At 63.6% G+C, this 25,156-nt stretch carries 19 protein-coding genes, 1 tRNA gene, 1 pseudogene and 1 riboswitch; of the genes and pseudogenes, 13 read left to right on the top strand and 8 right to left on the bottom strand.

The annotated features are described in order from the left end of the window. The first annotated feature begins 224 nt into the window (after window positions 1-224). The 5 genes from QFZ70_RS14650 to QFZ70_RS14630 all read left to right on the top strand — a co-directional run bounded on the left by QFZ70_RS14650 (window position 225) and on the right by QFZ70_RS14630 (window position 10,229). Window positions 225-5,846, top strand: a complete 5,622-nt coding sequence (locus QFZ70_RS14650; RefSeq protein ID WP_307096644.1) for a DUF6531 domain-containing protein — start codon at window positions 225-227, stop codon at window positions 5,844-5,846. Between the two features lie 24 nt (window positions 5,847-5,870). Next, window positions 5,871-6,620 (top strand): hypothetical protein, encoded by a 750-nt coding sequence (locus tag QFZ70_RS14645; protein ID WP_307096642.1) that lies wholly within the window; start codon window positions 5,871-5,873, stop codon window positions 6,618-6,620. 616 nt (window positions 6,621-7,236) lie between these two features. Beyond that, window positions 7,237-7,695: a hypothetical protein gene (locus QFZ70_RS14640; protein WP_307096641.1), complete on the top strand. Its 459-nt coding sequence runs from the start codon at window positions 7,237-7,239 to the stop codon at window positions 7,693-7,695. Window positions 7,696-8,123: 428 nt separating this feature from the next. Beyond that, window positions 8,124-8,915, top strand: coding sequence for a hypothetical protein (locus QFZ70_RS14635; RefSeq protein ID WP_307096640.1), 792 nt, complete (start codon window positions 8,124-8,126; stop codon window positions 8,913-8,915). A 753-nt stretch (window positions 8,916-9,668) separates the two neighbouring features. Further along, the gene (locus tag QFZ70_RS14630) at window positions 9,669-10,229 is read left to right on the top strand and encodes a DUF805 domain-containing protein (RefSeq protein ID WP_307096638.1); all 561 of its coding nucleotides are present in this window, start codon (window positions 9,669-9,671) and stop codon (window positions 10,227-10,229) included. A 1,877-nt stretch (window positions 10,230-12,106) separates the two neighbouring features. Here the strand turns inward: QFZ70_RS14630 and QFZ70_RS14625 are convergent. After that, window positions 12,107-12,196: transfer RNA gene (locus QFZ70_RS14625), tRNA-Ser, on the bottom strand. A gap of 208 nt (window positions 12,197-12,404) precedes the next feature. Between QFZ70_RS14625 and QFZ70_RS14620 the strand changes: the two genes are divergently transcribed. From QFZ70_RS14620 to QFZ70_RS14610, 3 genes are read left to right on the top strand one after another with little or no spacing between them, the layout of a single operon-like run. Next, window positions 12,405-13,436, top strand: coding sequence for a zinc-binding alcohol dehydrogenase (locus QFZ70_RS14620; protein ID WP_307096637.1), 1,032 nt, complete (start codon window positions 12,405-12,407; stop codon window positions 13,434-13,436). 2 nt (window positions 13,437-13,438) lie between these two features. Then, window positions 13,439-13,834, top strand: a complete 396-nt coding sequence (locus QFZ70_RS14615; RefSeq protein ID WP_307096635.1) for a 6-carboxytetrahydropterin synthase — start codon at window positions 13,439-13,441, stop codon at window positions 13,832-13,834. Window positions 13,835-13,839: 5 nt separating this feature from the next. Next, a complete protein-coding gene (locus tag QFZ70_RS14610) occupies window positions 13,840-14,904 on the top strand; it encodes a glycosyltransferase family 4 protein (protein WP_307096632.1) in 1,065 nt (354 codons plus the stop codon). 33 nt (window positions 14,905-14,937) lie between these two features. On the opposite strand, the gene QFZ70_RS14605 is transcribed toward QFZ70_RS14610, so the two are convergent. After that, window positions 14,938-15,444 (bottom strand): nucleoside deaminase, encoded by a 507-nt coding sequence (locus QFZ70_RS14605; RefSeq protein WP_307096630.1) that lies wholly within the window; start codon window positions 15,442-15,444, stop codon window positions 14,938-14,940. Between the two features lie 60 nt (window positions 15,445-15,504). On the opposite strand from QFZ70_RS14605, the gene QFZ70_RS14600 reads away from it, so the two are divergent. Genes QFZ70_RS14600 through QFZ70_RS14590 form a run of 3 tightly spaced genes read left to right on the top strand, consistent with a single transcriptional unit; the run spans window position 15,505 to window position 17,452 of the window. Next, window positions 15,505-16,356 carry a phosphatase PAP2 family protein gene (locus QFZ70_RS14600; RefSeq protein WP_307096627.1) on the top strand — a complete coding sequence of 284 codons (852 nt, stop codon included), beginning with the start codon at window positions 15,505-15,507 and terminating at the stop codon, window positions 16,354-16,356. Between the two features lie 40 nt (window positions 16,357-16,396). Beyond that, a complete protein-coding gene (gene upp, locus QFZ70_RS14595) occupies window positions 16,397-17,032 on the top strand; it encodes a uracil phosphoribosyltransferase (protein ID WP_104043130.1) in 636 nt (211 codons plus the stop codon). Window positions 17,033-17,077: 45 nt separating this feature from the next. After that, window positions 17,078-17,452 carry a glyoxalase superfamily protein gene (locus QFZ70_RS14590; RefSeq protein WP_307096626.1) on the top strand — a complete coding sequence of 125 codons (375 nt, stop codon included), beginning with the start codon at window positions 17,078-17,080 and terminating at the stop codon, window positions 17,450-17,452. A 125-nt stretch (window positions 17,453-17,577) separates the two neighbouring features. Here QFZ70_RS14590 and QFZ70_RS14585 read toward each other — a convergent pair whose 3' ends face one another. Further along, window positions 17,578-18,306 (bottom strand): hypothetical protein, encoded by a 729-nt coding sequence (locus QFZ70_RS14585; protein WP_307096623.1) that lies wholly within the window; start codon window positions 18,304-18,306, stop codon window positions 17,578-17,580. 5 nt (window positions 18,307-18,311) lie between these two features. Beyond that, window positions 18,312-18,472, bottom strand: a riboswitch (cyclic di-AMP (ydaO/yuaA leader). 186 nt (window positions 18,473-18,658) lie between these two features. Further along, window positions 18,659-19,045 (bottom strand): annotated as a pseudogene (locus QFZ70_RS14580) (response regulator); the annotation flags it as partial. A 622-nt stretch (window positions 19,046-19,667) separates the two neighbouring features. Between QFZ70_RS14580 and QFZ70_RS14575 the strand changes: the two are divergent. Further along, complete coding sequence (locus tag QFZ70_RS14575) at window positions 19,668-20,534, top strand: winged helix-turn-helix domain-containing protein (protein ID WP_307096622.1); 867 nt, start codon at window positions 19,668-19,670, stop codon at window positions 20,532-20,534. Between the two features lie 100 nt (window positions 20,535-20,634). Then, on the top strand, window positions 20,635-21,162 hold the full coding sequence (locus QFZ70_RS14570; RefSeq protein ID WP_307096621.1) for a histidine phosphatase family protein: 528 nt from the start codon (window positions 20,635-20,637) through the stop codon (window positions 21,160-21,162). Window positions 21,163-21,168: 6 nt separating this feature from the next. Here QFZ70_RS14570 and QFZ70_RS14565 read toward each other — a convergent pair whose 3' ends face one another. Genes QFZ70_RS14565 through QFZ70_RS14550 form a run of 4 tightly spaced genes read right to left on the bottom strand, consistent with a single transcriptional unit; the run spans window position 21,169 to window position 25,143 of the window. Further along, on the bottom strand, window positions 21,169-21,690 hold the full coding sequence (locus tag QFZ70_RS14565; RefSeq protein WP_307096620.1) for a hypothetical protein: 522 nt from the start codon (window positions 21,688-21,690) through the stop codon (window positions 21,169-21,171). Between the two features lie 17 nt (window positions 21,691-21,707). Then, entirely contained in the window at window positions 21,708-22,403 is a 696-nt protein-coding gene (locus tag QFZ70_RS14560) for a TetR/AcrR family transcriptional regulator (protein ID WP_307096618.1), read from the bottom strand. Continuing rightward, the gene (locus QFZ70_RS14555; RefSeq protein WP_307096616.1) at window positions 22,400-24,436 is read right to left on the bottom strand and encodes a YhgE/Pip domain-containing protein; all 2,037 of its coding nucleotides are present in this window, start codon (window positions 24,434-24,436) and stop codon (window positions 22,400-22,402) included. Before QFZ70_RS14555 ends, QFZ70_RS14560 begins: the two co-directional genes overlap by 4 nt. Continuing rightward, on the bottom strand, window positions 24,433-25,143 hold the full coding sequence (locus QFZ70_RS14550; RefSeq protein ID WP_307096614.1) for an ABC transporter ATP-binding protein: 711 nt from the start codon (window positions 25,141-25,143) through the stop codon (window positions 24,433-24,435). The genes QFZ70_RS14555 and QFZ70_RS14550 overlap by 4 nt, the downstream gene beginning before the upstream one ends. Between the last annotated feature and the right edge of the window lie 13 nt (window positions 25,144-25,156).

Here is a 25,156-nt window from a genome sequence, read left to right as displayed (position 1 = left end):
TGACCGCGCCGCTCGGGGGAGCGGCCGGTTGCCTGGCCGTTGCCTTGTTTTAATCTTTCCTCCGGTCCTGGGTTCCCCGGGCCGGTTTTTGGGGTTCCCTGCCCGGCTTGATGTTTCCTCCCGGGCGCGTCCTGCTTTTTGGTGGTTCTTTTCCCGTGCGGGCGCCTGTCCTGCGGGTTGGTGGTTGTTCTTGTTTCAGTTCTTGTTCATGGGGGGCTTTGGTTGTGACCGAATTCGTTGAGATGCCGTTGTTACCGGCGTCGGATGCTTCCAATGGCGGGCGGTTCAGCTACGCCGTGGCTGAGGTGGTGCAATCGGTGTTCGAATCCGCGGCCACCCGGGTTGAGGGGCAGGCGGGATCTCGGGCTTCCTACGTATCAGCGGCGAAAACGGACTTCAGGGGCCATTTTTCGGAGCTGTTTGCGGTAAACGCTGCAACGGCTGCCGGGGACGCGGAGGCGCTGGCGTCGGCCATGCGGACCGTTGCAGGCTACGTGGGGCAGATGATCGAGGCAGCGCACGAGGAAGATAACCGGCGCCGGTGGAACAACGAATGGGTCCGGGAGCACAACGACCGGAACGGGTTCGAACAAGTCAGGGACTGGTTTTTTGGCGAGGCAGAGCGGCCCAACGCGGATCCGGGCCCGGCCCCGACCTTTGCTCCGCCGTCCCCTCACCTGGGCTCCCGGGAAAATCCGGCGCCGGGTGGTGGGTACGGAGGAGGGACTTCCTCGGCCCGGCCGGCCGACCTTCGCTCCTTCGCGACCGGTTCACGCGACCTGGACGACAGCCTGGCTGCGGAACCGGGTTCTCTGGAGGGGCAGATGTCCTCGTTCGCGTCCGCCTGCGACTGGGGTTCCATCGACGCGTCCGGCGTGATCAGTGCTTACCGGCGGTATTTGCGGGCGAATGAAAACGACGCCGTCTGGGCGGTTACGGTAGCGGATGCCTTCGCAGCCGCGGGCGGCGAGGGTGCCGTCTCCAGCGTTTCGGACGCTGCGGTGAACGCTGCGTTGGCTGCGGCAGGGGTCAGCGCCATCCGGTCCTCACTCGCTATTGATCCGCCCACGGCGGCGGGTGCAATGCCCACCAGCGGTTACGCCAACGACCCGGTGAACACCGCGACGGGTAACTTCATTGAACCGGAAACGGATCTGGGGTTCGCCGGGGCTGCCTCGAACCTGGTGTTCTCGCGGATGTATAACTCGTTGGGTTCGGGCCTGGACCGGGACGGGGTTTTCGGGCCGGGGTGGGCGTCGGTCCTGGACCAGTCCCTGGTGCTTTCGGATGAGGGCTGCCGTTGGGTGATGGCTGATGGGCGGGCGGTGGATTTCCCTCGCGAGGGCACCGGTTGGGCCCGGGGGGTGGGGGAGAATTACTGGCTCACCAGCGAGCCGAGCACCGATGCTGTTTTCAAGGAGCTGGGCTCCGTGCCCGCGGGCACGGCGGAGCTCCTCGTGGTCCGTGACAACCAGGGGTCCTGGTGGGCCTACAGCCCCGCCGGTGTGTGGCTTGGTGCCGGTTCCGGTCCGGGGAGGACCGTGTCGGTCCTTCGGGAGGCACCGGCCGACGGCGGCAGCGCCGGTGTAGTCAGCCGGCTTGAACACGTGCGGGGCCGCTTCCTCGAGGTTGACTACGCAGCGGGCCGTGTCGCCGTCGTGCGCGCCTCCGACGGCCGCCGCGTCGAATACGGCTACGACGCCGCGGGCCGTTTGGTCAGCGTGGGCACTGAGGTGGGCACCCGGACGTATCGGTGGAACGAGGCCGGGCTGGTCGATGCCGTGTACTCCGCCGCGGGTGTTCTTGAAGCGGAAAACACTTACGACGAGCTCGGCCGGGTGGTCCTGCAGGTGACCCAGCACGGGCGCCGGGTCCGGTTCGCGTACCTGCCGGGCCGGGTCACGGTGGTCTCGGACGAGGACGGCACGCGCTCCAATTCGTGGATCGCCGATGCCAAGGGCCGCCTGGTGGGCGTGCTGGATTCCCATGATCAGCGGCAGTCGATGGCGTACGACACCCACGGGAACCTGGTGTCCTTCACCGAACGTGACGGGGCGGTCACGGTGCACGCGTACGACGAACGTGGCCGGAAGACCCGGACGGTGACTCCGGAGGGTGCGGACCTGACCTATGGCTGGGATGAGAAGGACCGGATCACCACCTTGGTGACCGCCTCCGGTGCGGTCGTGTCCTATGAGTACGCTGATGATCTCTCCCGGGACCCTGCCGTGGTCCGGGATGCGCTGGGCGGGCTTACCGAACTGCAATGGCGGGACGGGCTGCTGAACCGGGTGGTGGACCCGGCCGGGGTGGCCGTCGAGTTCGCCTACGACGGGTTTGGCGACCTTGTCGCTACCCGGAACGCCGCAGGCGATACGGCAAGGATCGTCCGCGACGACGCCGGCCGCCCCATGAGGGCTATCAGCCCGTCCGGGGCCGAGACGCGTTTTAGCTACGACGCCGCCGGGCTGCTGGTGCGCCGTGAGGATCCGGACGGCGCAGTGTGGACCTTCGAACACGATGCCGCGGGCAGGACCACGGCGTTCACCGCCCCGGACGGCGGCCGCACCGGAATGGAATACGCCGCCAACGGTGAACTGGTCCGCACTATAGACCCCCTGGGCCGGACTATTGAACGGGTCTTCGACGAACTCGGCAACGTCACCGCCGCGGTGCTGCCCGACGGTGCCCAGTGGGGATTCGCTCACGACACGCTCTCCCGGCTGATCGGTATCACGGATCCCGCCGGTCACGACTGGGCCCGGGAGTACGACAAGGTCGGAGCCCTGGCCGCCGTCGTCGACCCCACCGGGGTCCGCACGGACGCCACAACGGACCACAGAGCCGGCACGGCGACACTGACGGACGCATTCGCGTCATCGACGTACACTTTCGATGAGTTCGGGCGCCCCACCAAGGTCGAAGCCGCGGACGGGTCCGCGGAGCTGGTCAGCTATGACGCGGCCGGGAACCCGGTGGAGCTGGTCGACGGTGAAGGCAGGCTGACCGTGTTGGGCCGGGACGTGGCGGGAAAGATCATCTCGGTCACCTCACCTGCCGGCGCCCTCACGCGGTACGAGTACGACGGGTGCGGACGGCCCTGGCGCACCACCGACCCGCTCGGCGCGGTCACGGAACTGGCCTACGACGCCGACCAACGAGTCATTGCGCGGACGTTGCCGACGGGCGAGGTCGAGACGTTCGAGTACGACCCGTGCGGGCGCCTGATTGCCCGCCGCACCCCGGGCCAGGGACTCTCCCGGTACGGGTATGACCGGCGCGGGCGTCTGAGCTTTTCCCAGGACACCTGGTACGGGACCCGCCGGTTCAAATACAACACCGCCGGTGAACTGATCGAGACGGTCAACGGTGTGGGCGGGCGGACCCGGTTCGAGTACGACGTCCGCGGCCGGCTGGTCCGGATCACCGACCCGAACGGCGGGGTCACCACCCGGACCTACACGGCAACGGACCTCGTGGACTCGGTCACCGACCCGCTCGGGCGGGTCACCACCGCCACGTACGATCCTGCCGGGCGGCAGCTGTCCCAAACCGATCCGGACGGGCACACCACCACGTGGACGTACGACCGGGCCGGCCGCGAAGCCAGCACCACGGTGGACGGGAAGCGGATCACTTCGATCGAGCGGGACCTGCTCCGCCGCCGGGTGGTCATCACCGATCACACCGGCCCGGACGGGTTGGCCGTGGAACACGAACTCGGCTTTGACCGGTGCGGCCGGCTGACCTCGCGCACCCGTGGGGCGCAGGGCCTGTCCTGGGAATACGACCCGGACGGGAACCGGACCAGCTTCACCGACGCGCGCGGGACCACCACCACCTATACCCGCGACGCCGCGGGGCAGATCATCGCGGTGGCCAACCCCCTCCTGGGGGACGCGTCCTTTAGCTACGACGCCGCAGGGCGGATCACCGCCGCCACGGCCGGGGACCTCGTCCAGGAATGGGCCTACCGCAACGGCGCCCTCGCTGAGCACACTCGGGTTGACCGGGCCGGTTCCGGTGCGACCGACGTGACGCTGATCGGCCGCAATGACGACGGCAGGATCACCGGGCTGGCCCGGTCCGGTGCAGTCACCCGGTACGGATATGACGGCGCCGGGCAAATGGTTACCGCCACCACCACAGGTTCCGACGAGCCCGGGGCCACGGCTGTGGTGTTGGGGTGGGAGTACGACGCCGGCGGGCGGCTTCTGCGTGAGGCGCTCCCGGACGGGTCCAGGGTTTACGGTTACGACGCTGCCGGGCAGCTCCTGTCCGTCACGGAACCCGACGGGTCCCGGACAGAGTATGTCCACGATGGTTTGGGCCGCCGCACCCGGTTGATCGGACCGGACGGATCCTGGACCGAATACGCGTGGGGTCCCACCGGACTTCTGGGCGGTTCCGTGGTGCGGGACCGTGACGGGGCTGAGGTGTCCCGGCACTCGCTGTGGGTTGACGCGCTAGGTGAGCTTGCCGCCGTCGACCGTTCAGAACTCTGGTGGGACACCGCCAACCCCGTCCCCACCCTGGCCGGTATTGGTGGCGGGCAGGTCCTTTCCCTGCCCGGCGGTGTTACAGGTGTGGGGGAGGCCTGGACTGCGCCGGGCTGGCGCGCAGCCCGGCCCACCGACCCAGCTGATCCCTGGGCTGTTGTTGGCACCACGACAATTCCCGCTCCCGCGTTTGGGAGCGCTGCTGGTGCGGGTGCTGTGGCTGGTCTGGCGGGTGTGCTGCCTGCCGGGATTACGCTGACAGGTAACGGCGGCGTGGATATCGCGGGGCTGGAGTGGCTCGGGGCCCGGGCGTACGACCCTGCCAGCCGTGGTTTCCTATCAACGGATCCTTTGGCTCCTGTCCTCGGCGCTGGCTGGGATGGGAACCCGTACGCCTACGCCGGCAACAACCCCCTGAACACGACCGATCCTACGGGACTTCGGCCCTTGACCGACGACGAACTGAAGGCCTACGACAAATCGGCCGAGAGCCATTGGGAGTACGTTGTTGCGGGAATTGCCGTCGCGGGCGGCATTGCCGCGTTGTTCGTTCCAGGGCTCAACATTATTGCTGCGGGAGCCATTGCGGGAGCGCTGGCGTCTGGAGGGATATCGGCGTTTTCCCAGAAAGCGCAAAATGGGACTGTCGACTGGTGGTCGGTCCTCGGTAACACGGCCGTAGGAGCAGTTACCGGTGCTGCAGGTGGCGGCGCGGCCATGTGGGCCAAAGGTTTGGTAGCTACAGCCCCGGCAGGTCAAGCGGCGGCAGCGATGGGAGTAAGCGCCGGCGCTAACGGTGCCGTCGGCGCCGGAACCGGTGGGCTCGGCTACCTTTCCCAAAATGGTTGGCAAATTCGAGATGGTTGGGGTTTTGCAGGGAAAGTTGCAGGTGGCGGCTTTTCAGGAGCCGTCGGCGGTCTTGCTGGGCCTGCGGGCGGGAGCCTGGCATTGCGTCTGTCCCAACCTGCGAACGGTTTGGGTGCCAACGTCGGAACCGCGGTCATCAGTGGGGTTGGTTCGGCCACTGGCTCTATGTTGGAAAACATCGTTGCCGGCGACAAAGTAGATCTTCAGAAAGCCGGAGTTACGGGTGCATTCGGCGCGGGCGCTTCGGGGCTTACAAGCTTTACTAGTGCCGGTGTTTCCGCCCTACCCGTGGGCCGGGTACCAATAGTCAGCCAGCATGGGGTGGATACACTCCGGCAGATGCCGTACTTCGCTCCTCGAACTTGGAGCGGCATGTTCAACCCCAATCAAACCAATACAGTGGGACTGTGGAACGGCGGCCTGTTGGGCGGCACCGTTGGATTTGGCGGGGACGCGCTCCAGAACCGCCTAGGGTTGTGACGGAGCGGCACATGGAAGATGGGAATGATGGGGAATAATCGCCGGCGTCCGTGGATAGGTGCGCTGATCTTCAGCGGCCTGGTATTGATGGGCACAATATCAATCATGGTGTTCGTGCCAACCGAGCAGGTACTGCTCGAGGCCGGAGTCATGATTGCAGGCTTGCTCGCAGGAGCCGTGCTGGTGCGTTTCGGCGTACCGCGGCGGTGGATAGGGTCCGTCGTACTCGTGTTGTTCATTGCAGCATGGTTCGCACTGGGAACGGCCGGCTATGCCTGGTTTGGAGGATTCCTAGCAGGTACATCTGTAGGCGTGGCATGGGGCCGCTTTGTCGCGAACCGCACAGTAGAGACGGAAGCCCCGTGGGCGGTAGATGAACAGGGGTTCCGGAATGCGGCTGAGGCCCGGCTGGCGGCTGATGCTGCGCTGCGTTCCTTAGACGGTAAAAAGCACGGGCGCCTCACCGTAAGACGTGGTTCGGCACGTTTTGAAGTGGCCGGAGACCCAGGGCTGGGAATGCTCTGTCACCGAAATGCTGATGCGAGAAATGAGGGGTCCTGGGCAGTGCTGGCGCGATCTGCGGGTGCAGGGGATGCATCGGTGGAAGTCCCCATGGGAGAAGTGAAAGCCCTTATGCCTCCGCGGTTAGTGCATGACATGGCTGCGGTCGAGTCGGCGCTGGCCGAATTTTTCCGCAACCCTGAGGCACTGTCCCTCGGACCCGAGTGGGAGACTGGAAGCGACGCTGGGGCTACACGTCTGACTATGGATTAGGGCCCGATTTTCCGGCTGCTGCGCTATCGCAACGCCGATAGAGAATCACGGCCAGCCTGCCGCGTACCGGTGGTCTTATCGGTTTCCCCGGGCCGGGTGCTGGTCCCCAAACCTTCGGTACACGGCGTCACTCAGGGGTAATGCTTGGATGGAGACGGATGACCTATACCGATAGTGACGTAAATGGCGGGGCCGAGAATCGAAAAGCCCCTAGATCACGAACGAAATGGTATTGGAAACTGGCTGGATTAGTCTTCTTCGACTACACCATTTTCTATATGTTCAAGCCCGCTCTGCCACAAAAGTTAGTTTCAAGTTAAGGCATCGCACGAGATCGTACTACGGCGAGGCCTGGCTATAAGCTATCTCGTCGTAGGGGGTATATTTCTCCGTCGTAGCAGTGCGAACGGAGAAACATATCAATTAGGTGAAATGATATTTGACGGCGTCGGGGGCGGGATCGCTACACACTTCCCCGAGCATCCAACCCCGATTCAAATCCAGGATGGATGACGCACTCCTTCGCGGCGTACGGTGGGGCCCATGTCAGAGCTATCGTACAGAGCGGTAAATTTGTAGGAGAGCAAGTCTTTGAAAGAGTCACGGGGACGCAACCATGGTAGACGAAAATAGGCATCCTGATTCCAAAGCAGAAGGTCCCGGAGGTCTGACTGAGGAAGACCTGCGCCTGGGTAAGCGCGCGGTGAGGCTGAAGACGCATCTGTGTGTTTTTGCATTTTTGGTTTGTGTGGGAATAGCAGTCTTCGTCTTCATGAGCGTTCCGATTGATACTCGAATGGCTTACGATGGGAAGTTTAATCGGAGTGGGACCGGCATTCCCATGCCGGTTGCGATGCTTCCCGCGCTGATTATGCTATTTCTGCTGTGGCGTTCAGGAGCCAATCCGGATTCGCATCACATGGGAAAAGGGTCACGAATCGCGTATTATATTCTCGCTCCGGTGATGATCTTAGGTGCGTGGTTGGACAATGGACGTTTGCCAGATCCATTCTGGAGGCTGGCGGTTTTTTTGCTGGCTGATTATGCGCGGTTGTTTTTCCACCAAAGGGACTGAGCTACAGTTGGGCACGATTAAGCGGAAGCCACAGTTGATTATGAAAGGCCGTGAGTGGAAGAACCCTTCAACCGGGGAGCCTTGGGTAGTCCCGCCCGCCCGACTGCGTCGGCTGTTCCCGATCCGGCGCCTGGAAGCGTTGCGATTGCGGGTGCCGTGGCTGGTCTTGCGGGTGTGTTGACTGCAGGGATTACGCTGACCGATATCGGCGACGTGGTTATCGCGTGCTTTGAGTGGCTCGGTTCCCGGACAGACGACCCGGCCAGCCGTTTTTTCCTCTCGGCTTGATCCTTCGGCTCCCGTCCTCGGCGCGGGGTGGGAACCCGTCAGTCTATGTCGGCAACAACCTGAACAGCAGGGACCCCACAGGGCTCAGCCCTCTCGCCAATGGCGAACTGAAGGCCTGCGAATGAGATTATTAGTTACGGGTGATTGAGGTTTTGACAGATATGCTGGATTCTTCGTCGGTTTTTCGTTTCTTCCGAGCCGCTTGGTCCATTTGGGCAATCGCACTAGCTTTTGCGGTAGGTATATATTTATCCACTTTCTCATTAACCGGGGGCTCCAATGGTGTGGAGATCGGGATGCTACTTGCTGCCGGCATTCTTGGTGGAGGTCTAATTCGGGGTTTCCTCCGCGAAAGTTGGGTGACGATCGTTCTGGTGCTCGTTGTCGTAGCGGAAGGCTTCCTTCTTTCTCAATCACCCGTGCCGTGGTCTAAGCTCTGGCCGGTGTTGGTTCCCGCGAGCGCAATTGGTGTGATGGTCGGTAATGTCATTCGCTTAGGAATACGTGATAGCAAGCGGAAAGTTGTCCCTGACGTTTGGGTTGTCAATGGCGTTGTGGTTCCGCCTACGGAGCGGGCGAGGGCCACTTCTATCGCGGCGCTTTCGTCTTGGGACAGCGCCACGTCGGGTCGGTTTTTTGTAGAGCGTAACGGTGGGCTTTTCGAGGCCGTGGGAAGTCCGGTGACGGGTTTCATCGTGCATTGCACCGCTAATTTTCAGGAGGAAAGCGAGTGGCGGGTATTGGGTTTATTGGGAGGAGAAAAAGAGTCTGAGATTCACATTCCTTCGGGTCCTGCATTTGCCCCCAGCGGTGTTGTGGTCGACCTTGAAGTCGCGAGGATTGCCTTACTGGGGTTTTTCCACTATCGGGGGCCGGACCCAGGACTTCAGTGGGCCGTTGGGGATGCGGTCCTGGATCTGAAGTTCGGGTAGGACCACACATCTTCCCGATAACCGAGAAGAGATTGCTGCTTCTTTTGAGGCCGGACGTGAATATGAATTTGATACTGGTTGGTTTTCACGACTGGTATGGAGGACGTCTTGAGGCAGGGCTATTTAGTGCGAGACTATCGGTTGGTGAAGTGATGGTCGGATGTGCTTCGTGATCGAAGTTTCTTGATCGTGGCGACAAACTACCACTGAGTCTCTGAGCCGCGGTAGTGCGAGTGGGGCAGTTGAGGCACCACCCGCACGTACACGGCCACGGGTTTGGTGGACTCGGTGGCGGACCAGCTGAGGCGGGTGAGCACTGCGACGTGAGTTCCCTTTCTGTGGCTGCATTGGTAGCCTGCGTCGGGCTCGCTGTTTTCGTTTTCTTAAGTGTTCCGTGGGCTATGACGGGGATGTTTAACCGGAGCGGGAATGGGCTTCCGATGCAGATCGCGATGCTTCCTTGTCTGGTAGTTCTTCTGGCATCTGGGGACAGGGAGGAAAGCTGATGCGTATCACATGTGGAAAGGGTCGCGTGTAGGGACGTATGTCCTCCGAACTACCATTGTGGTAGACAGCGCCGCGGCCCAGTGGGTAATCGCGCAATCAATTCTGGTTGGACGGGCTTTTTCCCGGCTGGCGAGTTTCAGGATAGTGATATCAATCTCTCGATTGGCTTGTTGTGACGGAGACGAATGTTGTCTGGGAAATTTTTGTTTGTCAATTAAATGGTTTCGTGGAAGGAGATGAAGATAGATGGATTTGAGGACTGTTGATGGTGTAGGTGGAGGCGTTGCGGAGGTTTCAAATTCAGGTGGGCTGGGTGCGCCTCTTTATGGTGCGTCGTTTGGTCCGTCGGTGAAGCGGTTCTTTGCAAAGTATGCGAAGTTCGCGGGTCGCGCCTCGCGGAGTGAGTTCTGGTGGAGTCAGCTTTTTGTTTTCCTGGTGATGGTGGTGCCGTACATCGCCATGACGGTGGGGATCGTGGCCAGCACTGTCTGGGCTCAGCAGAACCCTATTGTGCAGTCAATGGGTTTCGATCCGGCCACGGGGCAGGAAGTGTTCTATGAGGGCGCTCCTGGGGTTGTGAACGCGCCTACTGGCGGTCTGATGGTGGTTGGTCTCATTCTTGTCGTTGTTCTGGGTTTGGCGCTCTTGGTGCCTCAGCTGTCGCTGCTCTGGCGGCGTCTGCATGATGCAAACCTGGCAGGTCCCTTTGCGTTCCTTGGGCTTGTTCCCTTTGTTGGCGGTCTGGTTGTTTTCATTTTGGCGTTGATGCCGTCCAAGGCCGAAGGACAGCGCTTCGATCCTCGATGACACGCGGCAGCTGAGGTTGTCACCGCCGCCCAGCTGGAGCATGCGGTGGGCCCAGGCCTTGTCGATGGGCCCGGCCGCGGCGGCCCTTGACCTGCTGGGAGCATCCGCAACGCCTTCCTGAACGCCGCGGAGGGGTCGATCGCGATCACCTGCACGGCCAGGTGCCGTTCCAGCGGTCGGGCGAACAGCCAGTCCCCGACGCCCTTGTGGTACTTCCGGGCGCCAGGGGAAGCGTTTAGGGCGGTGAAGGCTTGACCGTAGAGCGCATCGACAAGACGGCGGTTGCGGTTACCGCAGCAGTGTGCCTGCCTGCGCGAGCCGGAGGGGCATCGTGGATCTACGCGACATCCTGATTGACCAGCATGTGGACCCTGCGTCTCATGTTGCGGCGCACTCCGGTCTCAGTGATCATCGGCTGATTAAGCGATAGCCCTGTACTGATGGAAGCTCTTGCCTGATGTCTTTGGTCACCACTCGTGAGAACCTATCAATGTCGAACTCGTATTCAGTCCCGGCTTTGAAGGACGCAGCAACCTGGTCTTGATTATCGAAAGTCACTCCCGGAGAGACGTAGTTGCTGCCTCAGTTTGACGTCTCAACCAGAACCCCCACAGTCGATGCCGAACCCCGTGAACCGCCAGAACTCGTATTCGGTTTCGCCGCCGTTATCTCGCAACGAATGCTCTCAACACCAATCGAGTCCCACACCGGAAGCAACAGAACGAAAGCGCCATAACCCAGAAGTCCGAATCCGAGCAAGCTCCAATACCACTTCAGCGTCGGTCTCTTGGCAGTCTTGCCCGAGCCGACATTCGAAATCGTCATTGAATCCCCTATTCAGATCACCAGACAGTCGCCCTGAGGCCGCTGGAGGGGCCCAGTTGAGCCATTGTCCAAGCCCCCGACCCCAAACCTAGCGGACTGCTGAGCGCGCAGTGCTGAAGCGCTGCACGGGCTGGAAGTAATCAGACAGGAATCCTGCCAGCAGACCAACCAGGACAGGTCCTGCGGCCGGCTGGAGCGTGACTGGTCCAACGAAGTCCCGGATGTCCACTCTTATGTTGCGTCAGCCTCTCAAAACTTTGTCGGGGACCAGGAACGCCCTCGCTCCAGAGTGTCGGCCAGCTTGTCTACAACGCGGGCCGAATCGGCGCTTCCAACGTCCGCAAAAGGACCCCGCCCCGCCGTACAAGGTGAGAGCCTCTGCGGCCGCCTCTCGAAGACTGTTCGCATCTATGACGTCGGCGAACAGCCCGCCCAACCAGTCGGCAGTATGGGTCCGCCGCTCGTCGTGCTCTGTCCGGGCGACAGCGCGGAGATCTGCAACCACGGCGATGATGTCCTCTCGGATAGATTCAAAGCTCTGTCGCTCATTATTCATGGCGCCAATCCTACGGACGCCATCTAGCTGCACATGCGGCAGTCTGGTGCACTGCCATCTCCTGTGAGTGGGCGGTGATAATTCCATGGGGAAACTATCGCGCAAGCCTCAATCGACTCTGTTCCGCTGCTGACCGTTTCTGAGCCCGGTGCACTCAACGTGTAGCCGTTGGCAGCTGCGTCAACCAGATGCGCGCCTGATCTCATTGGGACTGCCCCGGCTTTTGTTGACTCGGGGTCTTAGGCCGCTGTGAGCGCGGTCCGGTTTATTGTTTCATATTCGATGGGCGTGAGTTTTCCCAGCCATCGATTGCCGTCGCTGGCGGTGAATCTCAAGACCGCTTCGAGCAAGTCGATTGCAAACTACGATTTGCTCCTCGCTGATGCCGGCGGAGAGCACCGGCAATCTGTGGCCGCTGCGTTACCGCTCGTGCCCTCAAGGTAAAGCGAAAGGCCCTGCTTCCCTTTGTTACAAAGGAAAGCAGGGCCTTTCTCACTGGCGGTGACGGTGGGATTTGAACCCACGTTGGCTTTTACACCAAACAACATTTCGAGTGTTGCACCTTCGGCCGCTCGGACACGTCACCAACCTGACTAGGGTACCGGAGTATGGCGTCCATTCCCAAAACGGGCCAGCTCTCAGGCCCCCGGCGATGTCGGTTTTGTGGGAACGAATGTGGCCGCGGTGCAGGCGGAGGAAGCGGTTGAGACTGCTGTCGCTGGGTCACGCAACCCGGGCATAAGCGCCGTCGAAACTTTCCCCAGCGCACGCAGCCCGCTAGATTCATCAGCAAGATGACTACTTCACGTCCGCCGATCCACGCGACCGCCTATTGGACTACAGCCAAGGAGCACGGTGAGCTCCGGCCGGAGGAGCTGCCCGCGCCAGGCCCCGGCCAAGCGCTTGTCCGCGCCCTTTACTCCGGCATCAGCAAGGGCACCGAGATGGTGGTCCACCATGGCTCGGTCCCGCCCCGCGTGGCCAAGGAAATGGCCGCTCCGCATCAGGAAGGCCAGTTTCCGGGGCCCGTGAAGTTCGGCTACCTGTCCGTCGGGGTTGTCGAAGCTGGGCCGGCCGGGTGGATAGGCCAGCGGGTGTTCTGCCTGAACCCGCACCAGGACCGGTACGTTGTTCCCCTTGATGCCCTCACCAAAATCCCCGACGGCGTTCCCTCCCGCCGTGCGGTGCTGACCGGAACTGTGGAAACAGCTATCAATGCCCTGTGGGAGGCCGGGCCGAGGCTGGGGGACCGGGTGGCGGTGGTGGGTGCCGGCCTGGTGGGCGGCATGGTCGCCACCCTGTTGAGGACCTTTCCCCTGCAGCGGCTCCAGCTCGTAGACCTGGATCCCGGCCGGCGACAGTTGGCAGCCACGCTGGGAGTCGAATTTGCCCACCCGGATGACGCCCTTGAGGACTGCGACGTTGTGTTTCACTGCTCCGCGTCCCAGGAGGGGCTTGAGCGCAGCCTCCAGTTGGCGGGCGATGAGGGCGACGTCATTGAGATGTCCTGGTATGCCAACAGGGAGGTTACGCTCCCACTGGGAGAGGACTTCCACGCGCGCCGGCTGTCCATCAGGGCAAGCCAGGTAGGGGTAGTAGCACGGGCCCGGCGCCACCGCAGGACCAACGCCGACCGCCTGGACCTGGCAGTCTCACTCCTGACGGATCCGGTGTTCGATGCCTTCATCACCGGAGCGTCACCGTTCTCGGAGCTGCCCGAAACGGTCCAGGGACTGGCTAACGGCTCCCTGGATGCGTTATGCCACGTCATCGAATACCCCCAAGACCGAAATCTCCAGGACCCAACCCGCGAAGACCAGAGGTAGCCATGTTCAGCCTGACCGTCCGCCGCCACTTTATGATCGCCCACAGCCTCCCGCGGGAGGCCTTCGGCCCCGCCCAGGCCCTGCACGGGGCAACGTTTGTCGCTGAGGTGACCTTTCGCCGTCGGACGCTCAACAATGACGCCATAGTGCTGGACATCGGCGCCGCGGGAACCATCATCGAGGAGGTGCTGGCTGGCCTCAATTACCGCAACCTGGACGAGCACCCGGATTTCGAAGGCAAGCTCACCACCACCGAGGCGCTGGCGGAGTACATTGCCCGGTCAGTGTGGGAAAAGCTGAAGAAGGACGACGACGGCGGCCAGCTTGCCGGGATCGACGTCACCTTGCGCGAGAACCCCGACGCCTGGGCCACCTACTCGCTGGACCTCACCGCCTGATCCCAATGCGCCCCCTCCGGCTCCTCGTACCAGCCAACATCCGCCACAACTCCGGGGGCAATGTTTACAATGCCCGCCTGGTCCAAGGTCTGAAAACCTTGGGTGTCGAGGTGGAGGTGCTGGCGGTCGAGGGTTCCTGGCCGGACTCCACTGCGAAAGAACGACGGCGGCTGGGCAGCTTGCTGGGCGCTTGGGCACCTGAAGCCCCGATCAAGTCCGTCGTGACGGTAGTCGACGGACTTATCGCCATGGGAGCCCCCGACGAATTGGAGTTCGCCGCCAAAGCCCGGCGGGAGACCTGGGTGCTGGTGCACATGCCGGCGCCCGCGCATCACGGGTGGGAGGCACGGGCCTTACGATCGGCATCGGGAATAGTCTGCACCAGCAGTTGGGCGGCCGGTGTCCTGGAAAGACGCCACGGTTTACGGGGATTGCGCGTCGCACTTCCCGGGACCGACCCCGCGCCCGTTGCTGACGGCTCCGTCCCGCCGCACATCCTCACCGTGGCCGCGCTCCTGCCCAACAAGGACCAGTTGCTGACCGTTGAAGCCCTGGCGAAGATCAAGGACCTCGAGTGGACGGCAGCGCTGGTTGGATCGGACACCGCCGACCCTGGGTATGCGCGCCTGGTGCAGGCCGCGGTTGCGGCGAACGGGCTGGAAAACCGGGTAGGGCTGGCCGGAGAGCTGAAAGGCCAGGCGCTCGAAAGCGAGTGGAACCGTGCAAACCTGAGCGTCCTGGTTTCCCGCGCGGAGGCTTTCGGCATGGTGGTCACGGAATCGCTGGCGCACGGCCTCCCGGCAGTTGTCCGCGCAGGAACAGGTGCTGTGGAAGCCCTCACCTTTGCTGCCCCGGGAGAGGGCGGAAGTATCCGCTTCCCCGGCGCGGCCGTGCAATTTCCGGGAACTGATGATCCGGGAAACCCCGCCGTGCTGGCCCAAGTCCTACGGCGCTGGCTGCTGGACAGTGAAACCAGGGAGACTTGGCGCGCCACGGCGCTGGACACGAAGGACCGGTTGCCCGGCTGGGACAAGACGGCCGCGAACGTGTTGGATATTCTCGGCGGCTAAACGCCAGGCCGGGGCACAAGCAGGCGAAAGCGGCTACAACCGCGTGCGGTGCCCCACAAAGAAGTCACGCAATAACCCGCCGCATTCGTCTTCGCGAACCCCTGCGTAAACCTCAACCCAATGATTAAGCCGCCGCTCCCGCAACACGTCGAACACCGATCCCGCAGCTCCGGCCTTTTCGTCCCAGGCCCCAAAAACAACCCGGGGAATCCGCGCCAGGACAATCGCCCCAGCACACATGGCGCAGGGCTCCAGCGTCACCACCAGCGTGCAGTCGGCCAGCCGCCACCCGTCCCCGCTGCCGCCGCCGGCCATCGACAGCCCGCGCAGCCGGGCCGCAGCCTCGCGGATGGCAACCACCTCAGCATGGGCGGTGGGGTCCCCCAGCTCCTCGCGCTGGTTTCGTCCCGAACCCAGCACACCGCCGTCGGGCCCTATCACCACAGCGCCTATCGGTACGTCCTCCGTAGCAAGGGCACGGCGGGCCTCCGCCAGGGCAAGGCCCATCCAGGCGTCATGTTTATTTTCAGCGGAGACCATGGCTCAATGATAGTTTCGAAGGATACCCAGGGCCCGTGACGTACACCGCCGGGAGGCACAATGAGCACAGTCCGAGACCGCGTGGACAAGTGGATCAAGCCCTATGCCGTCCTGTGGCTGACCATGATCATCGGCGGTGCGCTGGTGCTCGCCATGGCCCTGCTCGGAGCCGAGGTCTACTCGGACGTCGTGGACGAGGAGGGACTGGCGAGCCTTGATATTCCTGCGCTTGAATATTCCCAATCACTGCGGAACCCCGAGGCCAGCGCGTTCGCCACCGGCTTCACCAACGTGGGCGGCGGCATCGGCATGCCCATCGTCGCGGGCGTCCTGACGGCATGGCTGACGCTCCTGAGCCGAACCTGGCGGCCCATCGTCCTGGTGGGCGGCGCGTCACTCGTTTCCACCACGGCCACTACCCTGGGCAAGGGCCTGGTGGGCCGGACCCGGCCGGACCACTCCGAAGCAGTCCCCCCCTTCGAGACCTCACCGTCTTTTCCCAGCGGCCACACCCTGAATACAACAGTGGTGATCGGCGTCCTGGTGTACCTCATGTGCCTCCAGTTCCAGATGCTCTGGGCCAGGATCACTGCCATCACCGCCGGCGTCATATTCATCATCGCCATGGGCCTGAGCCGGGTTTTCCTGGGGCATCACTGGATGACGGACGTCATGGCCGGGTGGTTCCTGGGCCTGGCCTGGGTGTGCATGGTGATCCTTGCCCACAGGCTCTTCCATCTGATGCGGAAGCGGGAGCATGCCGGCCCCGCCCCCACCTTCGAGCATCCCGTCCTTCGGGAGGACCACAGCCCGGAGCAGCTCCGGGGCAGCGCGGGGACCTCCCAGAGCAACGACGCCGGCAGTCCGGAAGGGCGCGACGGGGGTTCCTCGCGGACTGGTGCGGGAGGCTGACAGCGGAAGGGCACGGGCAGCCGGGTGATAGTTTTGACCCATGCGCACTCTCGTTGTGGACCACCCGCTGGTCGCTCATAAGCTCACGGTCCTGCGGGACAAGAACACCCCGTCTCCGGTCTTCCGGCAGCTGACGGAGGAGCTGGTGACACTCCTTGCCTACGAGGCCACCCGCGAGGTGCGCACCGAGCCTGTCACCATCGAAACGCCGGTCAGCACCACCGTGGGCACCGCATTCACCAAGCCCACGCCGCTGGTGGTCCCTATCCTGCGCGCCGGCTTGGGCATGCTCGAGGGCATGACCAAACTCGTTCCCACCGCAGAGGTCGGCTTCCTGGGCATGGCCCGGGACGAGGAGACCCTGGACATCATCACCTACGCCGAGCGCCTCCCCGAGAACCTCACGGACCGTCAGATCTTTGTCCTGGACCCCATGCTCGCCACCGGCGGAACCTTGCGCGAAGCCATCAAGTTCCTCTTCAAGCGCGGCGCTTCGGACGTAACCTGCATCTGCCTCCTCGCCGCCCCGGAAGGCCTGGCGAAGCTTGAGGAGGAACTCGCGGACGCCAACGTAACCATCGTCCTGGCTTCAATCGACGAAAAGCTCAACGAGAAGTCATACATCGTCCCCGGACTTGGGGACGCGGGCGACCGCCTTTACGGCATCGCGGGGTAGTCCTCAAGCCTTTTGCATTCCGCGCCGCGTCGCTAGCCTGTGCGGATGGACTGGAAACTGGAACTTGTGTATGTCCCTGTGTCAGACGTGGACCGCGCCAAGGATTTCTACGTCAACAAGGTAGGGTTCAATGCCGACTTTGATGAGCGGCCCACGGATTCGATCCGCTTTGTCCAGCTGACGCCGCCGGGCTCGGCCTGCTCGATCTGCATCGGGGAGGGGCTTACGGACGCACCTCCGGGCACCGGCTCCAACCTCCAGCTCGTGGTAAACGACATCTCTGCCGCGCACCAGCATCTGAAAAACAACGGGGTAGACGTCAGTGACGTCGACATACAGGACTGGGGCCACTTTGTGTACTTCGCAGATCCCGACGGCAACAGGTGGGCCGTCCAGTACATCCCCGGCCGCGGCGCCTGACTTACTGCGACGGGCGGGTCATTTTTCCGGCTTTGAGGTCGGTCATGGTTCACATACGCCGGGCGGCCCGCCCCTCGAGAAGGTGCGGGCCGCGCCGGCTGATGTGTCCTGTGGAACCGGTGTGCTTAGTACCAGTTGTTCGACAGGTGAAAGTTCAGCGCACCACACGGGGACTGGTAGCGCTCCTGGATGTAGTCCAGGCCCCAGTTGATCTGGGTGCGGTAGTTGGTGCGGTAGTCCGCGCCGGCGCTGGCCATCTTCTCGGCCGGCAGGGACTGGACGATGCCGTAGGCGCCGCTGCTCGGGTTGGTGGCCGTGGTGGTCCAGTCCGATTCCTTGGTCCACAGTGTCTTCAGGCACTGCATCTGGTCAGGAGCCCAACCGTAGCTTCCCAGCTTGCTGGCCGCATAAGCCTGGGCGCCGGCGGGATCATTGACCGCGACGACGGGGGCAGGCTTGGGCGCCGGTGCACGCTTCGGTGCAGGTTTTGGTGCCGGTGCAGGCTTGGGAGCGGGTGCCGGTGCGGCTTTCGGAGCCGGTGCGGGCTCGGCCGCCTGCGGAACCACGTTGATTTCCGGCAGGGCTGGAGCAGCAGACTCCGGCGCGGGATTCGCCGTGATCTCGCTCTTCTCGATGCTGAGGCTGGCTTGCGCCTCGGCGGCCTGCGTCTCGGTGGCTGCTACGCGGATGCTGGTTTCCGTAGCCTGCCCTGCAGCGCCCACCCCGATGAGGAGTGCGCATGACGCGGCCACCACGGCGGCGCGCTTGCCGAAGGAAGGGATTTTGCCGGTTTCCGGTGCGGCCTGCGGTGCAGACTCGTTTTTCGGGCGTGGCTGTGCCAGGAACTTGAACATGATGAATCGCCTCTCACACCTGCGGAGTTAGCTGTCGGGTTCGGATGAGGGCATCCGGCCAGACGGAAAGATCACGTGCTGGCTTAACCCCAAGGGCAATCAGTGCCCGGGACGGTGGGTCCCCCGCCTCTGCCTTGGTTCAAGAGGAATCCGGGAAGTGGCAGAGCTTGGCGTCATCCGGATATACGGCCCGAACGGGAACCGTACCTAATCGACGGTACAGGAATTCAAAGCACAAGTCACATTTTGGTAACAGAGATCACGACGGCGGCGCGTCGCCTTGCCGAAAGGCTCGCAGGAACGGCACTGCCAAGGCAAGCCCGTGCGCCGCGGCTGTGACGTCACCGTTACCCTCGCCGTTGACCACAACGGGCTCGTCCGGACGCTGCAGCTGCCAGTTGTACCCGGGCGCCATCACCTTTTCGTCTCTGACGCTTTCGATCACCAGCTACGAGAGGTCCACCTCGCTGAGCTTGAGAGGCTGGCCCTCATCGAGCCGGGCCAGCAGGAGCAGATCTTCTACCGAAGCGGTCATCCGCTCCGACTGGCTCTGCATACGGGCCAGCGACTTTGCGCCGTCGAACCCCGGGAGCATCACGTCAAGAACCAGGACGTTCGGGCGGAAGTCCTTGGCCAGCTTTACGGCCTCAGGGCCCTCCGCAGCCACCGCCACTGATGAGCCGGCCATTCGCAGGCCCATGCTCATCAGCTCGGAAAGGGTTGACTCGTCGTCGACCACCGGGGCGCGGATGGGGCATCCGCCCGGGCGGGAGGGCTGGGGGCGATCGATCGGTGAGCCGCGGCTATGGGTTCCCGCGCCTCGCGAGCTCGTTGTTCCTGAGGCGGAGGACGAGGCATTTTCACTGTCCAAAGCCCGTGCCGCTGGACAGGAGGCCCCGCACGGCTGGGCGATTCCGGCATTCCCGGTGCATCTGAAGAAAAAGCTCGTTGACAAGGGCAGGCCCGAATTTTGTTCACCGTCGGCAGCCCGCTGGACAGAAAACCGGGGAAATGATCAGTAATCTGACCATTCGTCAGAATCGTGATCTGCAGCACATTAAGCGCTTTTGTCTCAATATGCGGACCAAGGCGTCCATTGTTACTTGCAAGTTAGCATTGTTACGCTGCACACTTCCATTGTGAACAAGAACTCAACAGCACCTGCAGCCGCAGACTATTGGCCCAGCACATCAGCTGCTGCCGACATGCGCTGTTGTCGAATGTACGCCTGATCTTCCCACCCCTTGAAGTTCGTAGGCATACGCCCCCCAGCCCAGCGTCGGGCGTCCCTCCCCAATCCATTGCGGGGAACCCAGCATTCGAGCCGCGATGACGGCCATTCACATTGAGGTAAGCATTCCATGTCAGTTGCATCCGGATACGTCCACATTTCTGTCCGTAACGCCGCCAAGGGTGGCCAGCCGTCCGGCCTCCGCCCCGGCTTCGGACCGCGCACGTCGCTCGCTCCCGCAACTTCGGGAAGCAGCTTCCCTGGCCCGGGATACGGCCCCCAGGCCTACAACCCCAACTCCTACGGCCAGCTCCGCGCCGTCCCGCCGTCGGAGTCCGCGCCGGTCACCGCTCCAACCCCTGTAGTGGCCGGGCCGAACCCGGTCCGCCCCGTGGCCAACGACAACGTTGCGCGTGGATTCGTTCTGTACATGGGAATCGATGAGGAAACCGCGGCAGCCGCAGGTACTTCCATCGCCAAGCTCGCCCAGGAAATCCGCGCCTACGCCCAGTCCCTGGTAACCGGAGCCGAGAGCTACGCCGCTGTCGCCGTCGCCCCGGCCGGCACCCCCGGCTCGGCCCTCGACGTCGTCCGCTCGACTTTCGGTGACCCTACGGTCAACACCCGTCAGCGCACAGAAACCCCCCGGCCGCAGCAGCCCCAGGAACCGCGTCCCTCGGGTGTCCTGATCGACCTCGCCCGTCGCGAAGTGCACCTTGATGGTGAATCCCTGAACCTGACGTTCAAGGAGTTCGAGCTCCTGAACTACCTGGTGGAAAACGGCACCCGCACCGTGGGCCGGGACGAACTGCTCGAAGGCCTGTGGCGGAACGCCGAAGAAGTACCCAACGAGCGCACCATCGATGTCCACATCCGCCGCCTCCGCTCCAAGCTCGGCCGCCTCGCCAACACCGTGCGCACCGTCCGCGGCCAGGGCTACCGGTTCTACGAGCACCCGGAGGTTGTTGTCTGGGCCGCTCCGGAATACTCGATCTAACCTTTACTGTTTGACGCCTTAGGGGCGGCACCCGTCTACTTGGCCCTCTCCAGGCATTAGCCCCTGCGGCTGGGGTTGAGGCTGGCATTAGGCTTGGGCCATGAGCCAGCACCATCTTCGACGCCTTGTGATCATGCGGCATGCCAAGGCCGACTGGCCTGGTGGTGTGGCGGATCATGAACGGCCGCTGGAGGAGCGGGGCCATCGGGAGGCGCCGCTTGCCGGTCGCTGGCTGCTTAAGCACAACGTTGTTCCGGACTTCATCCTGTGCTCAAGTGCCCTGCGGACCCGCCAGACCTGCACTTGGGTGTGTTCTGAACTGGGGGACAAGGCGCCTACGCCCAAACTCGAGGACGGACTCTATGCGGCGTCGGCCCTTAGCATGCTCACGGTGGTCAACCACGTGCCGGATACGGTGACAACGCTGATGCTGATCGCGCACTTGCCGGGCGTGCAGGACCTTGCCATGCACCTTGCCTCCCGTGATTCTGACCATGACGCCTACATGGATGCCGCCACGAGGTACCCCACCAACGCGCTCACCGTCCTCGAAACGGAGAAGTCCTGGGCGGAGCTGGACGGGCAGGATGCGCGGATCACGAGGTTCAAGGTGCCGCGGTCCCACTAAGGCGGGCTATTTCCTCGGTGCGGGACGGCGCACCGGCTGCTTCACCGCACCTTGCCGGGCGGCGTTCTGTTGCGCACCCTGCCTCGCGGCAGTGCCGCCGCGGGGAGTGGTCCTGACGCCAGCAGCCCGGGCTTGTTGAGCGCTGCGCCGGCGCCCTGGCCACAGGGCGCCCGTGAACAGTGTCCCCAGCGCCGTCAGCAGGGAGAGCGCCGCAAGGAAGAAGTAGTTGTCCGGATCCGAGGTGGGCAGCGGGGTGCCGAACAGCGAGGTCTGATCGGCGAAGGCCAGTTCCCAGGTGCTCAGGAAAGCGATCGCTCCCGCCAGAGCCAGGCTCGTGGATAAGCCAGCGACGGCGAGCATCAAGAAGCGACGGCGGCGGAGTATCTCCATAAGGCAGGCGAGGCAGGCGAGACCGAGGACGCCGAGGAAGGCGATGAACACTGGCTCCGCCAGCGTCATGCCCGTCAGGACCAGCAGCCCCGCAGCCACAATGCCGGCGATCACCGCAAACTTTCCGCTGTTCCCCATGTGACGCATGTTCACCATCATCCCCGAGGAGGGGATTGCTTCAGCACGTAGCCGCGCATGATGGCCATGATTGCTGCAACACTTTGGTCACGCGTGCGCTCCGGGTTGTAGGTTTGCCGGTCAAGCCCCACCACGAAGCACGCGCCAAAAATTGCTGTTTCCAGGCTGCCCCGCGAAACGGACCGATCCACCGGGTAGGCCTGGGCGACGTTTTCCACCGCGTCGCCGATGACTGCCAGGAGCTCGGCGCGCAGGAGCGTAAACGTCCCCTGCCACTCGCTCGGGGTACGCCAGTTCTCGCTGACCCAGAGCCGGGCGAAGGAGGGGTATTCAGCCATGAAGTCCATGGCCTGGCCGATCATTGCCTCCATTGCCAGCAAGGGGTCTTGGCGGGTGCCTGCGTCTGCTGGCCCGCCCTCGGGCAAAGCTCGGTCTGGCGCCGCAAGGAGGCGCGCCTTGAGGATATCCACGCCATGGCGCAGCAGTTGGGCGATGAGGTCCGATTTGCTGCCAAAGTTGTAGTAGACGGTTCCCTTGGAGACGCCCGCCGCAGCTGCGATCTCGTCAACGGTTACTCCGGCCGCGCCGCGCTCACCGATCAGCTCCATGGAAGCGTCAAAGAGCTTCTGCCGGGTAGCAGTAGTCCGGGCAGGACGCAGTTTTTTGGCCGGCTCCAGGTCCTCCTTCCCTGGCTCGGAATTCCGGGAGCTCATAGTGCTATCTCCGGTTTCAGCGTCTTGAGCGTCCAGTACTTGCCCTTGCGCACGGCGAGGGTGGACATCACCAGCCCCAGTGCTGTGTACCCCGCAAGTCCCAGCACGGTTGGAACATTCATCGATAGGTCAGCTCCGTAAATAAGGTGCCGCATTCCAGTGACCACGTACCCCATGGGCAGGATTTCGTGCACCACATGGAGGGGCTGTGGTGTGGTCTGCCAGGGGAAAGTACCGCCGGAGGACACCAGTTGCAGGACCAAAAGGATCAGCACCACAAGTTTGCCCGGGGAGCCCAGCAGCGCCACGGCGCCCTGGATGATGGCGCTGAAGGCCGTGGCCGCAGCCAGCATAAAGAGCCACATCAGGACCGGATGGGCGGGGTCGAGGTTCAGTGCGAGGTTGACCACCAGGGTGAGGAGGGTGGCCTGCACCGCCGAGACGGCCAGGAAGGGCAGCCAGCCGCCAAGGGCGATTTTCCAGGAACGGGCGTTGGAGGCCAGTGCGCGCTGGGTGAGGGGCCGCATTGCCTGGATCAGCATAAAGATGCCGATCCACAGGGCGAGGGTTAGGAAAAACGGTGCAAGCCCGGCCCCATAGGATCCCGCCTTCGCCTGGGAGATGTTGCTGACGGCCACGGGGTCGGCGATAACGCGGGACAGGTTGCTCTTTTGGGCGTCGTCCCGGTTGGGCACCTGTCCTGCACCCTTGCCGATCTCGTCGGCGAGGGTCCTGGAACCTTCTGCGGCCGAGCCCGCGCCTTCCTCGAGCTGTGCTGCACCGGCGTCGAGCCTGCGCGCTCCCTCCGCCACTGCGCCGGCGCCGTCCACTGCCGACTGCTCCCCGGTGGCCAGCGTCGCGGCGCCGGTGTGGAGCTGGTCAGCACCACCGGAGGCCTCGGCGATGGCATCTCTCAGCGCGGGGGTGCCGGCGGCCAGTTCTGCCGCACCTACGCTGACGGCCTCGGCGCCGTCTGCCAGCTGCTGGATCTGTGCAACGTCTGTCTGGATTTTCGTTTTGGCTGCCGCCACCGGGCTGGAGGCGGCCACCGAGTCGAAGTCGGCCAGGATGCTGTCCGCCTGCGCCTGGGTAAGGACCCCGGAAGCAATCAGCCTGTTGTTTGACTCCACCACGCGGGCGCGAAGTCCCTGGTCCGCCGCCTCCAGCTGGGCGGCCACGTCCTGGACCCTGGTGTTCAGCTGCGCGTTTCCGGCGGCCACCTGCGCGGCACCCGCTGCCAGTGTCCGGGAGTCGCCGGGCAACGTTGCCGTCTTGTCTTTCAAAACGGAGAGTCCGGTGCTCAATTGGCCGGCGCCATCGGTCAGCTGGTTGGCCCCATCGCGCAGTTTGAGCTGGCCCGCGTACAGCTCACCGGCTCCGCTGCTCAGGCCGGCGGTTCCCTCGTGAAGGGTGGCAGAGCCGTCGCGGAGGGCCGCCGCTCCATCGGCGAGTTGGCCGGCGCCGTCTGCCGCCTTGACCATCTGCGTGTGGATGCTGCCGAAGCCCGTGAGCAGCCGGTTGGCTGTTTCTTCTCCAACGTGGGCTGCAACGGTGCTGTGCACGGAGGTGGTCAACTTGTCCACGATGGTGCTCAGCAGGTAGTTGTTGGCGTCATTGGTGGTGACGTTGAGCATGGCCTGGCTGGCGGAATCAAAGCTGCCGGGGGATATGAGGTGGGCGGAAAAGTCCTGCGGTATCTTCAGTGCGAAGGCGTACTTTCCGCTGGCGACGCCCTCGTCCGCCTCTTTCCCGCCCGCTACGGGAATCCAGTGGAAGACATTGCCGTCCACTAGGCTGTCGGCCACTTCCCTGCCCGCCTGGAGTTCCGATCCGTCGCTGGCGTCGGCACCGGCGTCCTCCATCACCAGGGCGGCGTCGATCTGGTCCAGGTTGCCGTACGGGTCCCAGTTGGCATAGAGGTATACCGCGCCATACAGCAGGGGGACCAACGTCAGCGCGAGGATGGTCAGCTTCGGCAGCAGCCCACCGGTCATCCGCTTGAGTTCGGAGCGGGCCAGCCGCAGTATCGTCACTTGGCATCCTCACGTTCGAGGGCGGCTTCACTCGTACCCCCGTGGTTTTCCGTCCCGGCTTCCGACTCGGGTGGGAGCCCGCGGGGCACCGCATTGCCAATCGCAACGACGGGCCCGGACCACGACGACGGCAGGGCAGCTACCGTAGCGACGACCGCGAGCGGACGCCCGGCGTCGGACGCCAGCTCCTGAAGGCGCGGCAGCCAGCTGCCTGAACCGGCGCTGTGCCGGTCGGGGGAGTCGACCACCAGCAAGTCCGTATGCGGGTTGGCCAGCGCCAGCGCCGTCAGGAGCTCCAGCCGGCGGGAAGGAGCGAGCTGCTCGGTCCACAGGTCCGCGATGTCCTCAAAGCTGTTCACCTTCAGCCATGGACTGCTGAGCAGGGCGCCCCGGTAGCGGCGGGGGATCAGGGCCAGGTCCTCCGTCACCAGGTCGCGCACACTCAGGTGCCGCTCGGGCTCATTAACGCCCGGGGCATCCACCAGTGCGCTCGCCATGCGGAGCTGTCTAATCCCGCGGCGGCCGTCCCAGCTGACGCAGCCCTTACAGGCTTTCATCCTGCCGCTGATCACCAGGGCCAATGCCGTGCGATGGTCCTGCCGTTCCCCGGAAACGAGGGTCAGCTCCCCGCGGCTGGCCTGGAGGGACGTCGCCGGGAGCAGGGGGTCCCGGCGGCCGTGGACGTGGAGCTGCTGAGCTAGGAGCAAGGGGGGCGCCTTT

Source organism: Arthrobacter sp. V1I9 (genome assembly GCF_030817075.1).
Lineage (GTDB): Bacteria > Actinomycetota > Actinomycetes > Actinomycetales > Micrococcaceae > Arthrobacter.
This window is presented reverse-complemented; position numbering and strand designations above follow the sequence as displayed.